This is a genomic window from Vibrio ostreicida, assembly GCF_013074385.2.
GTDB lineage: Bacteria > Pseudomonadota > Gammaproteobacteria > Enterobacterales > Vibrionaceae > Vibrio > Vibrio ostreicida.
The window spans coordinates 61,467-74,086 of sequence record NZ_JABEYA020000004.1 but is presented as its reverse complement, the minus strand read 5'-3'; the positions used below and the strand labels follow the sequence as shown (position 1 = coordinate 74,086).

Annotated in this window: 11 protein-coding genes; 4 read left to right on the top strand and 7 right to left on the bottom strand. The window is 46.5% G+C overall.

Going from position 1 to position 12,620, the window contains the following annotated elements:
• Position 1: 1 nt before the first annotated feature.
• From HLM86_RS08450 to catB, 7 genes are all read right to left on the bottom strand, one after another.
• Entirely contained in the window at positions 2 to 490 is a 489-nt protein-coding gene (locus HLM86_RS08450; RefSeq protein WP_076589595.1) for a tetratricopeptide repeat protein, read from the bottom strand.
• Positions 471 to 998, bottom strand: coding sequence for a hypothetical protein (locus HLM86_RS08445; RefSeq protein WP_076589594.1), 528 nt, complete (start codon positions 996 to 998; stop codon positions 471 to 473). Before HLM86_RS08445 ends, HLM86_RS08450 begins: the two co-directional genes overlap by 20 nt.
• Positions 985 to 1,530 (bottom strand): type III secretion protein, encoded by a 546-nt coding sequence (locus HLM86_RS08440; RefSeq protein ID WP_076589593.1) that lies wholly within the window; start codon positions 1,528 to 1,530, stop codon positions 985 to 987. The genes HLM86_RS08445 and HLM86_RS08440 overlap by 14 nt, the downstream gene beginning before the upstream one ends.
• Positions 1,530 to 1,778, bottom strand: a complete 249-nt coding sequence (locus HLM86_RS08435; RefSeq protein ID WP_076589592.1) for an EscI/YscI/HrpB family type III secretion system inner rod protein — start codon at positions 1,776 to 1,778, stop codon at positions 1,530 to 1,532. Before HLM86_RS08435 ends, HLM86_RS08440 begins: the two co-directional genes overlap by 1 nt.
• A 234-nt stretch (positions 1,779 to 2,012) precedes the next feature.
• A complete protein-coding gene (locus HLM86_RS08430; protein WP_170882597.1) occupies positions 2,013 to 3,251 on the bottom strand; it encodes a TcdA/TcdB catalytic glycosyltransferase domain-containing protein in 1,239 nt (412 codons plus the stop codon).
• Positions 3,236 to 3,403, bottom strand: a complete 168-nt coding sequence (locus HLM86_RS08425; RefSeq protein ID WP_170882596.1) for a hypothetical protein — start codon at positions 3,401 to 3,403, stop codon at positions 3,236 to 3,238. Before HLM86_RS08425 ends, HLM86_RS08430 begins: the two co-directional genes overlap by 16 nt.
• A gap of 625 nt (positions 3,404 to 4,028) precedes the next feature.
• Positions 4,029 to 4,661, bottom strand: coding sequence for a type B chloramphenicol O-acetyltransferase (gene catB, locus HLM86_RS08420; protein ID WP_076589589.1), 633 nt, complete (start codon positions 4,659 to 4,661; stop codon positions 4,029 to 4,031).
• Between the two features lie 153 nt (positions 4,662 to 4,814).
• On the opposite strand from catB, the gene HLM86_RS08415 reads away from it, so the two are divergent.
• The 4 genes from HLM86_RS08415 (at position 4,815) to HLM86_RS08400 (ending at position 12,477) form a co-directional block, all read left to right on the top strand.
• Positions 4,815 to 5,720: a LysR substrate-binding domain-containing protein gene (locus HLM86_RS08415; protein WP_076589588.1), complete on the top strand. Its 906-nt coding sequence runs from the start codon at positions 4,815 to 4,817 to the stop codon at positions 5,718 to 5,720.
• A gap of 135 nt (positions 5,721 to 5,855) precedes the next feature.
• Positions 5,856 to 7,823 (top strand): alkyl/aryl-sulfatase, encoded by a 1,968-nt coding sequence (locus HLM86_RS08410; RefSeq protein WP_170882595.1) that lies wholly within the window; start codon positions 5,856 to 5,858, stop codon positions 7,821 to 7,823.
• Positions 7,824 to 8,049: 226 nt separating this feature from the next.
• Positions 8,050 to 10,266, top strand: a complete 2,217-nt coding sequence (locus HLM86_RS08405) for a putative bifunctional diguanylate cyclase/phosphodiesterase (protein ID WP_170882594.1) — start codon at positions 8,050 to 8,052, stop codon at positions 10,264 to 10,266.
• A 15-nt stretch (positions 10,267 to 10,281) separates the two neighbouring features.
• On the top strand, positions 10,282 to 12,477 hold the full coding sequence (locus HLM86_RS08400) for an ATP-binding protein (RefSeq protein WP_245798224.1): 2,196 nt from the start codon (positions 10,282 to 10,284) through the stop codon (positions 12,475 to 12,477).
• Positions 12,478 to 12,620: the final 143 nt, after the last annotated feature.

Sequence of the window (12,620 nt, the reverse complement as noted above, 5' to 3'; positions counted from 1 at the left end):
ATCAAGATAAATATGGTGCCAACTGCTGCTGCAAATATTCATAACGCTGAGTGTAAAAATCATTGAGATTTTCCACTTTAACAATTAACAAGGTCGCAGCCGCCTGTATATGTTCATTCAGCTTGTAATGACATAGAGAGATATTAATAATGGTTTCATCCAACTCATTTGTTGGGTAAGTCTTTAGCACACTTAAGACATCTAAGGCTTGTTTGAATTGGCCCTTTTCCAAATATATAGCCGCTAAACAACCAGGGCCTCGGTGGTCATATGGATTCAGCGAGGTATAAGCAGAAAAGACAATTTCGGCTTCCTTAAACTGGAATTGATTATAGAACTCGACGCCAAGATCAAATATGGATTTTAATTGAGTTATTGTGACTTTCTTTGATTTGCGTAGGTTCGCCAGCTCTTGTTCAACCAATTTCCCATCAAGCAAGGTAAAAAATTCTTCGCCTGCTTTGCCAAATTTAATCGCCTGATTTTTCATTTTTTTTCAGTCCTGTCTGGTTGCGTGCATCTAAGTCCGACTTCAGGTTTAATGGAGTCAGTACCTGCCTGATCACATCTCTTAATCGATGTTTACTTTGAAAACTGAGTCGCTCCGAGGGGAGCTCAGCGCCTAAACGAGTCGCCCAAATCACCGCCATACGTGTATCGTATTGAGCAAGCATGATGAGCCCAAGTTGCGCGGCACTCACCCCAGAAGGAATCTGAGTTAGCCCAGCCGTATCTGACCAAAGATATAAATGTTGTGTCAGCGATTGCCTGATCTTAAGCAAGGCAGCCCCTTCCTTGTTGAGACGATGCCTCTGATACTGAGCCATTAGTCCTAAAGTCGTGACGGCCGTTCTGACTTGCCCGAGGCTGGAAGATAACCATTGCTGGCTTTCTGTCTCTGTCAACGACGTCAGAACCGAGAACGACTGTTCAGAAAGCGTCCGTTTGGTCAAACAATAATGAAGCAGCTTTTGATGCCGCTTTTTATACGCTTTCATTACCTGCCATCTGCACAAAATAGCTGACGGTCAAGGTATCCTGCTCAGCCACTAACCCTTTTAAGAAGCGCTCAATATTGCTCTTTTTGTTGAGGTCGATTTCTTTCAAACTCATGATCAAAACAGAGATACGTTTATTTTTCTCACCCGTAACAACCACACTGGCTCTCAATACATTGGGGATCACACTCAGCTTGTTATAGATTTCTCGGCTTTCAAGTAGGTTACTTTTAACCATTTCCAATTTACTCAAACTGGCAAATTTGGACTCTAACAAGTCATTGAGGTCTTCACGCTGAAAATAGAAGTTAAATTGGGTTAGTAATTGGCGTGCTTCAGCCTCAGCGGGTTTATCGACATAAATTCGATAGCTTTCTTTCTCCGTAGACAAGGTTGCCGCTAACTGATGTTGCGCTAATAAAACAATGACTTTATTGGCCACATCGGGAGATTCGAAGTTAGCGATCTGGACTGAGCCTTGCTCATCACATCCAACCAGTATCACCAACAATAAACACCACAGCTTTTTCATTACTGAGCCTTCATCACTTCATTAATGGCGTTTGCAGATTTTGACGCAATTTTGGTCACCGTTTCCTGATACATGCTGTAGTGAAATACCGACTGCTGCAAAGCAAGGGTATCTTGAACGGCAATGGTCTGACCGCTCGCATTGATTCGGTCGAGGTTATCAAGAATTTCTTGGAAGCCTTCTCCGATATTGTTGAAGGTGTCTTCCATAACGGAAGGTTGGATCTGTTCAATCATTAAGCCGGGCATTTCAACTCCTACGGGCAATCGTTCGCAATCGGTTGGGTGATATTTGGCCGCTATCTTAGTGCCGACAGATACACGAATCTAATGGATAATCCGGAATCATTGTGAAAATTACAAATAGTTTACATTTCAATTGCTTATGATAATTTTTAACACACTAAAGACCAACGAGAGATGACATGTCGCGTTGGAAAAGTTGTGAAGATCTCTGTTTTTTGTGTCAATGAGGTGGCCAAGTTAACGGATCGGGTCTGCCATTACTTCAGTCACACGCTTTGCCTGTTCTGGCATTGAAAACTCAACCCAGCCATCCGGAAACGCCAGATGAGAGTTAACCGCTTGCCAGACATCGGGATTGATCTGCCGAGCTTTATCCCATAATCGTTGAAATGTTGCCGTGTGCTTGTGGTTTGTTTGGTTGAATGCATTCACAACAGGCCGAGAACGTTGGTCAGGATCTGTAACACCAATCATGGCTCTATGGGTAAGTTCATCAACGTGTGTACCGGACAGGTCACTGCCTTTGAGGGTCTCGTATTCATGGCCAATATCATCAATCACTTCCTTAACCATATGACTGCCGCGATGGCAGGCCAGCAACGCGTTAAAGAAACAAGGTGTGGAATGCGCCGCTTGTGCTTTTTTAGCCGCAACGATCCCGACCAACATCAGCTCTGGATGACTCTGAATACAACCAAAATCCAAACGCCGCTGACACGTTAAATCCACGTCAATATAGATACCGCCGTACTGATAGAGTATGTCATACTTAACGATACCGGATGCGTGAGGATACGCGCTTGCACCGCGCAGCATCTCATATTGATAAGCACGCGGGTTTTTCAGCCTAATGTCTCGCGTATCAGATAAATCTCTGACTTGAACATTGCGCAAGAGTTTAAGGCTATCTCGTAAAATACTCAGACGCTTTAGGTCGCTGATCACCCCTCCTGATGAATAAGGGTCCCAAACCGGTAACCCATGACGCAGTGGCTTCGCACCAGAGGTTACGTTTGATCTATTATTGCCAATAACCTGAGTTAGCGCATTCAGGACCTGATGAACATTGTTGACGGAGATTTGTTCATCCTCTCGCAATACAGCTTGACGAAATTCACGGCAACTGGTTCCGAGTGCTTTATTGAGTGCCCGAATTGAGCGCACAATACCCGCCAAATTCTTCTGCTGCAAAGACACATTCAAGTGATGAGTCAGCGTGCGCAGCAACGTCTTTTTACCCAGCCCAGAAACCTCACACCGAGCCACTCGATGCGCTTTTATATAATGGCTATGGGCATCAAAATGTTTTGAGTCGACCCACAAATTGATGGTTGCACTTGGATTTTTCTGAGCCCAATCTCTGACAGGATTCAGTTGCGCCTCTTCTGGCAAAGAGGCGACCCAAATCATATGGACTTGCTTTGGAAGAGATCGAAATTGCTTCTTTGGGTAGTTGAGACTCACTCCCCATGACATAGGCTAAGCCCCACCCAAACATCAACATCAACATCAGTAAGACACGGTAGAATGACGTTGGCAAAGGTCAACGCTTGTGGTTTGACTGAGTGAGAAAACGTCACTGCCGTCTGCTTAGATGTGTAGCTTTGCGTAACGACTAAAGGTCCCATAATGACTCCTGAGCTAGCTAACATACTATAAGTACATGATTTTATTGCGCAGTCAGTGTGATTCTATGCCTAGCTCGACACAAAAGATTATTCCCTACTTTTATGGAAATATTATCCTTGGCACATTGATATCGATGGGACAAACAATATTCAGCATGTGAGTCATATTCACCCGTCAAGTGCCTGTAAAAGAACAGCAGAAAGAGGACAAAACCGTCGAACGGTGCCTATTTTTAGCCCGTTAGGAGAGAGAAAACCACATAATAGCGCCCAGTATCGGCGCAGCAAGTTCATCTGATGATGATCTGAGTCATCATCATTTCAAGGGAAGTGATCTGTTCTTCTCAGCAATTTTCATGTTTTATCGCCTAGATTGGCAAACTTACTTATCAAGAAAATCAGCACCAAGAAAAAGCCACGCATCAGCAACGCGTGGCAAAACAAAAAGTGAATGGCAGTGGATTATTCGCTTTCTGTGTTTTCTAGCTCCCAATCAAAGGAGCTAATACTTAAAGATTAGACTAAATAGATAAACTATCTAATCCTTAGTGTTGTCTTTTTCGTCTTTACCCACTGTTCCTACCTGCTGAAGAAAAGGGCACCGTCACGTGCTTCAATCCAACGTTTAGGCCAAGATGTGTTTCTGCCAGTAGCGATAAAGTGCAGAAATATGACCGGTACACATCAGATCCATTGCACCTGCTAATTGTTGATCACTCCACCGCCACCATTGCATCGTTTGGAGTTGTTCTATTTCAGGTTCTGTGAACCGATACTTAATATGTCGGGCCGGGTTAGAGCCGACCACTTGATAAGGGGCGACATCTTTGGTCACCACAGCACGGCTCGCCACTATCGCACCATCTCCAATGCTGACCCCCGCCATGATCATTGCCTCCGAACCTATCCACACATCGTTGCCAATCTCGGTATTCCCTGCTCGTACAAACCCATCTTGCGCTCCAGAAAAATCGGGCGTGTCCTGATAATGAAAAGGGAACGTACTCACCCAATCGGAACGATGTCCCTGATTGCCTGCCATCATAAATACGGCTCCAGAACCAATAGAGCAGAAACTGCCGATGATCAGCTTGTCGACATCATCTCGATCTGGATTAAGGTAGCGAACACAATGTTCGAAATCATGCCGATGGTAATACCCTGAGTAATAACTGTGTCTCCCAACAACAATGTTTGGGTTGGTAATTTGCTCACAAATAGGCTTGCCTGCAAAGGGAGAATCAAAAGTGTTGTTCATTGACCTAGGCCTTAACGCTTAATTTTTCACACATGGCTCAAATAGAATGTCACTATGAGAGCTCAACAGATCGCATCATTAATTAACAATGGATGCACAAGATTGGCAGTGCTACATTGACACCTAACATAGTGAAAACAAGCAGCAATTTCAATGGATTTAAACTTACTCAAAACCTTTGATATGGTCATGAAAACGCGCAGTGTTAATCAAGCGGCCAACGCACTTGGCATTTCAGCCCCTGCCATTAGTCAGTCTTTGAATCGCTTGAGGGATCAATATCAAGATCCTCTGTTTATTCGTCAAGGACGGGGCATTACCCCCACCACCGTCGCCATCGAGCTGTACGCTGAAATTCAGGCGCCACTTCAACTGCTGCTGAATGGCAGTCGCTCCCGCCAGCTCTTTGAACCCGACAGCAGTCGCCGTACCTTTCACTTATCGAGCCATAAAGATCTCGATCTCATGATCGTCCCGCCATTGGTCACCTACCGTGACCGCTATGCCCCAAATGTTCGCCTCAATGCCGATAAAGAGCACAGTGACGAAAGCCACCGCCAGACGGATCTCAGAATGAGACGGGCCGATTTAATCATTACGACCGTCCCTCTCGATGAACATGGCTATCACAATCAGAGCTTATTCGACGTGCCATTAGTGATGGTATGCCGCAAAGACCACCCTCGTATTCACGGTGAGATTAACCCACAACAGTTTTTCAACGAACGACACCTCCTCTGGGGCACCAAACGGCTCAATCAGGATATCGTTGACTCTTTAGCAGTGGAACCCCAGCCAAGTCGTGATATTGCCTATCGAACGGATTCGATATGCAATGCCATCATGATGGCAGCCCAAACAGATTGGATTTGCGTCACCAGTGAATGGCATGCCGCAATGCTAGGACAAAACGTACAGATCCTGCCGATGCCTTTTGAGTTGTCCCGGTTGCCCGTGTACATGACTTGGCATCACTCTCAGCAATCGGACAGTGGCCATCAGTGGCTTAAGTCTGCGGTCCTAGAATCAACCAATCGGTATCGTATCAACAGGGAATAATGTGGTTTTTATCATTTATATATTAACCAATGCTTAATCTACATTTAACTTTTAGACTATATATTGCTTAATAATAATTTTCTATTCTCTGCTGACCGACGAATTCCCTCGCCGCCCTAAACAGAGAGATAAGTGATGAAATTACAACAATCAATCCTATCCTTGGCTATTGTCGCCATGCTCACTCCGACCATCTCCGTCGCTCAGTCGACCAACAATCAGCCGAAATCAGCCTCCGATTTTACCTTAGAGAAAAATGCTCAACTCAAACAGTATCTTGATTTTGCCAATCGCGGTGACTTTGACGATGCGTCTCATGGTTTCATCGCCACCTGGCCTGAAAAAACCATCAAAGACCAGCAGGGAAAGGTAATTTGGGACTTCAGTCAATACGATTTTATCGACCAGAATCAGGCTGTAGATACCATTAACCCTTCACTGTTACGTCAGGCGAAACTCAACAATATCGATGGCCTCTTTAAAATTAAAGACGGTATTTACCAAGTCCGTGGTTTTGACCTTTCTGTCATGTCGTTTATTCGAGGTGACAAAGGATGGGTGGTCATTGACCCTTTAATTTCCCCAGAAACCGCCGCCGCGGGACTTCAATTACTGCGTGAGCATGTCGAGGATCTGCCAGTCACAGGCGTCATCTTTACGCATTCACATGTCGACCACTTTGGGGGCGTCTTGGGTGTCACCAGCCAATCTGACATTGAAGCCGGAAAGGTTGATATCTTAGCCCCAGAAGGTTTCTTTGACCATTCAATCGCCGAAAACCTGATGGCGGGGAATACCATGTCTCGCCGCGCTTCCTATATGTACGGGAATTTACTCGAAGCCAGCAGTCAAGGACAGGTCGATGGCGGGCTCGGTAAAACCACTTCATCGGGTGCGCCGGGAATCGTCAAACCCACGCATATTGCCACTATCACGGGACAAAAGATGAAGGTGGATGGGGTTGAACTTGAAGTCGTCATGGCACAGGAATCGGAGGCTCCATCCGAGTTTATGTTTTATTTCCCGCAGTTCAAAACCATGATGGGTGCAGAGGTGATGACTCATACCATTCACAACATATCGACACTCCGTGGTGCCAAAACCCGAGATGCCTCTTCATGGGCAGAATATATCGATCAGGTGTTGCATCAGTATGGAGATAAGGCCGATACCATGATCGCTTCCCATCACTGGCCGACCTTTGGCAAAGAAAAGATTCAACAACAGTTGGCAAAAACACGTGATATGTATAAATTCGTTCATGATCAGACTTTGCGTCTCGCCAATAAAGGGTACACTCCCAACGAAATTTCCGCCTCAATCACGCTACCTGACTCTCTAGGAAAAGAGTGGTACAACCGCGGCTACTATGGCACGGTCTCCCATAATGCCAGAGCGACCTACGATTATTACTTTGGCGCATGGTGGGATGGCAACCCTGCCAACCTCAACCCTTTGACCCCAGCACAACAAGGCACCAAGTACGTCGACGCCATGGGTGGGGAACAAAACGTCATTAAGTTAGCTCAAACCGCCATCGACAAGGGAGAGTATCGCTGGGCTGTCACCCTACTGAATCACGTTACCTTTGCCAACCCGAAAAATACCCATGCACGCTACCTCGAAGCTGACGCCATGGAGCAGCTCGGTTATCAAGCTGAATCTGGCCCTTGGCGTAATTATTACCTTGGCGGAGCCAAAGAGCTGCGTGACGGAATCAAACCCGTTGCCACACCAAATACCGCCGCGATTGCCAAGCACATGCCCTTTGATCAATTTATGAAATATCTTGGGGTTTTAGTCAAACCAGAAGCCGCTAAGGGTCTTGAGATGCGAGTCAATATCAGCGTAGAAAACGATGGCCAATATTCGATGCTACTGAGCAATTCCGTCCTCAAATCTTATCGCGATCAACAATTTGACCAACCAGACCTAACGATCGCTTTATCACGACAAGCGTTCGAAAAAATGGTTACCAAGCAAACCTCACTCAGTGATGAAATCCAATCTGGTGCTGTGAAGGTCAGCAATCGCGCTCAATTGAAGTCCTTAATGGCAGTATTTGATAAGTTCGATATGTGGTTCGGTGTCGTCACACCTTAAACCTCCTACGACGAACAACCAACACGTCACCCATGGAGCCAGTGTCAATACACTGGCTTTTTTGAGTGAAGCAACCGCACGCCCGATGGCTGTGTAGACAAGCCGACTGCAATGATGGCCGGTTCGCACTTGTGCCGAAGCCACTCTATACTTTGCGGTGGAAGTCGGCGTTCAAACACGCTTAGAGGCATAACCGTGAGATGAGCGCTGAAAGTCGGGAGCAAAAATGAAAGATAGCCACAGTCAATCCGATGATGTCCTGACCATTATAGAAGACACCGATGAGCTCAACCCAACAGAGCCAGGTCAGCCTAAATGGACAGTACTGGTCGTTGATGACGATGAAGAAGTCCATCACGCGACCAACCTTGCATTGAAAGACTTGATCATTGAACAGCGGCATTTGGCCCTAATACACGCTTACTCTGCTTCTCAGGCCGAAGACTTACTGCGCACGGAGCCTTGCATACATGTCGCACTGTTAGATGTCGTTATGGAGTCCGATGACGCTGGACTAACTTTGGTCAAAACCATCCGAAATACGCTCCACCTTGACGCACTCCGGATTATTTTACGCACAGGGCAACCCGGCTATGCACCAGAAATGGAGACCATCAGTCGATTTGATATCAACGATTATCGTACCAAGTCTGAGCTGACCCGAGTCAAACTCTTCACTATATTAACCAGTGCGATTCGCGCCTACCAACAAATACGCAATCAGCATGAAATGCGTCAAGGGTTAGAGAAAGTCGTTCGGGCAAGCACCGAACTTGCCAATACTCATGGGATGAGATTATTCGCTGAAGGTGCCGTCAAACAAATCAGTGCCATCATACAAATAGACCCAGAAGGCTTGATTTGCGTTCAAGAAAACGCCGAGGCCGATGTGTCATCAGCTCACATTATCGCCGCCGCTGGCAAATATAGTCGTTTAGTTCAAACCCCTTTAGATCGTCTCAACTTACCCAATATACAAGATTCCCTAATACGCTGTCTGACCGAAAAACGTAGCTCGCTAGAACACGGTCTCACCCTTTACTTTGCGACCGAACAGGGACGCGGTCTTGCCGCCTATGTTGAAGTTGAACGTCCACTGGAAAGCGTAGACAAACATTTACTAGAGGTGTTTTGCGCTAATCTGTCGGTCGGTTTTGACAACGTCTTGCTTTATAGTCGGCTGGAAGAACAAGCCTTTGTCGACCCCGTCCTAAAAATACCCAATTTGAACAGCCTGTTTAAGTTGCTAAGCCGTCGCGCGCCCCCCTCTGAGACACGAACTCTGGCGCTGATTGATATCGATGATTTCTCCGCCATCAACGACAGTTTTGGTCACGCATTTGGTGATAGCCTCCTTGAGGCCGTTAGCCAGCGTCTGGCTGAAGGATTTCCTCGCCACTTTCTTGCCCGCGTCGGCAGCGACGTCTTTGCTTTGGTTGGCTTAACCAGTGAACTGAACGCTGACTCCTTAATGGCGATTTTTAAAAGCCCACTGATTTTAGAGAAACAAACGTTTAAGGTGATGGCCAGCATCGGTCTGGTCGCGCTCAATGAGGGTACCGGCAAGCTGACACGCTATTATAAAGACGCACAGGTCGCCTTAAAACAAGCCAAACTTCATCATCGCGGCGGCGCCGTTCTTTTTTCTGAACGTATGGGGCAGTCTGCGCGCGACAGAATTCAGTTACTTAATGACTTAAAAGAGGCCGTCGACAGTCAGCAACTGTTTTTAATGTATCAACCAAAATACAACCTAGCGGATGGGCGTATTACCGGAGTAGAAGCGCTGCTTCGATGGGAAAACAAACAAGGGAATATGATACCACCAGACCAGTTTATCTCTTTAGCGGAACGCTCGGGCTTGATCCTAAAAATCGGTGATTTCGTGCTGGCTAAAGCCTGTCAGGAGTTTTCACAACTGCGGGATCAAGGCTATCAACACCTATCCATGGCAATCAACGTCTCCCCAATACAGCTGGAAGAATCTGACTTTATCGCTTTGCTCAAACGCACATTGGCGGAGTTCAGTATTCCCGCAACGCACATAGAAATTGAGATCACCGAAACCATGGCCGCTCACAATCTCACCTTCATGTGCCAGATTCTGGAGCAAGTACGACAATTGGGCTGTAAAGTGGCCATCGACGATTTTGGGACGGGTTTCTCGTCGCTCAATGTGTTGAATAAACTTCCGGCAACAAGACTCAAGATTGACCGAAGTTTTGTTGCAGGCATAGAGCACAGCGACAGTATCGTCAAAATGATTGTGGAACTCGGGCAGAATCTAGGGATGGAGGTGACTGCCGAAGGCATTGAAACACTGAGCCAAAAAGAGAAGCTTCAAGAGTATCATTGCGAGGAAGGGCAAGGTTGGTGGTTTGCCAAAGCAATGACGATGAGTGATTTACTCATCATGTTAGAACAAGAACATTGCAGCCAATAACAGGACGATATTAATATGGTCAGCGGCAAGAAAAACCATGTTGCCCCACCAATGGGGAACCAACAAATAGACAAAGACAGCAGTGCTACCGCTCTTATCCGTCGTTACAAACTGATGATCTATGGTGGCTTGCTACTGATCATAGTGCTTACCCTTGGCAATGCCTTTTATTTGAGCGAACAAATTGAATCGCATTTGATTAAGGAAGAACTGCACCAAGCACGGCAAACCCTACTGTCTCTGAACCAAACCGTGTCTGTTTCTCTGCATCATATCGAAAAAATGCGTTCAGCGATCACATCAGCAATAGAAACCCCCATTCTTGCTCAAGACAAAGCGACATTGGAGTTTATCAATGGCAGTGCGGCCAAATCTCCGGCTTGGGCACCATGGGAAAACCTCCCAGACGAGCTAAAAACAAAAATCGGCCAAATTTTTTTGCAATCTAAGCCCAAGGACATCAGCACAGAGGTCCTGACCTTACTGACTATGATGCCCGCCGTCAGCGTCACACACCAGCGATATCCCGAGTTCCAGTGGAGTTATTACTATTCGGCGGACAAGCACCTGACTCTTTTGTATCCTTGGCTCTCGCAGGCGGATATTCTCGCGGCAACAAACAGCACAACCATGGATGATGCGATCGAGATTATCTTTGAGGCAGGGGGAACCTACCCATTGCAACTTGTCGGCAGTGAAAATAATACCGACCGTCAAAATGTTTGGACAACCCCCTACATGGATGCGGGGGGGAAAGGAATGATGGTGTCGCTGTTGGCACCGATATACGAAAAAGACACTTTTGTTGGAGCTGTTGGCACCGATATTACCTTGAAAGTTCTCGACAGTATTTTGAACAAAAAAGCCGACAATATTAGCCAAATGTTACTGATTGATTCCGGCGGTCTGGTGGTTGGCGACAGCAACGGCGGGCTGAAACACAAAACTGACACCGTTTTACACCAAGACGTCGCCACCATCACCAAACTCGAACTCATTCAACAAGCCAATGAAGGAGTATTCCTGAAAACCCCTCAAGGCTATTGGGCGAGTTATTCATTGAAACACACCCCATGGAACCTTGTCATTGAGCTACCAAACTCAAACATTCGCCACCATATAATTCAAGCCATACTGCCGTATCTGTTGATGGGGGGCGTCTTTTCTATCTTATTGGTGTTTGTGGTGCTGTATCAGCATTGGAATTTCAGCCAACCCGCATTGCAACTGGCTAAGTTTGTCGAAGAGCTACCCAACAATAAAGAGGTAACGATCCCAGCCATCCCAGAAAAATGGACCTATTGGTTCACCAACGCCGCCAAAGCAGAAACAGATCGCAGAGAATACCTCAATACCATAAATCAACAGAACCAAGAACTGGAAAAACGAGTAGCAGAACGAACCCAAGAACTGCAACAGGCACTGGAAGTATTAAAGACGACCCAAGACGAGTTGATCCAATCAGAGAAACTCGCCGGATTGGGTTCCTTAGTCGCGGGGGTGGCTCATGAACTCAATACCCCAATAGGAAATGCTCTGATGGTCTCCACCACGCTAAAAGATCTTAATCAATCCTTCGCACTCTCATTAGAAAGCGGTTTGCGGCGTTCCGTGCTCGATCGTTACCTCGACCAGAGCAATGAGTCAGCAGAAAGTATGACGCGTAATCTACATCGAGCAGCCGAGCTGATTTCGAGCTTTAAGCAAGTGGCGGTCGATCAATCCAGCTATCAACGACGCACCTTCGATCTTCCTGAAATACTGCATGAACTCAGAGTCACCATGGCTCCAAGTTTATCTCACAATCAAATCCAACTTGAGGAAACCTTGAGTACCACGATCATGATGGATAGCTACCCTGGACCTCTCACACAGGTACTCATGAATTTGCTATCAAATGCGGTTATCCACGCCTTTGCCGACCAACAGCAACGCAAGATAACCATAGAATGCGCATTCATAGAACCCGACTCCGCGTCAATTTCAGTCTCAGATAATGGCCACGGGATCGCCGAGGAGCATCTGCCTAAGTTGTTTGACCCGTTTTTTACCACGCGACTTGGCCAAGGGGGATCTGGATTGGGCCTCAATATCGTCTACAACATAGTAACAGGGCTGTTAGGAGGTGACATTCGCGTCACCAGCACGCTGAATTCAGGGACATGCTTTACCCTTATTATTCCGCTTAAGGCCCCCAATGATGAAAGCTAACCCTATCCGCGGTCTTGACCTTGAAGGCGTCGCCACCACAGTCACGCATGGTTGACTGAGACTCACCTCAGTGAAGACTTGATTCACCCATCATTAAACTTGGTTATCGCTTGTAACCGGAGTAAAGTAGCCCGACTTCACAA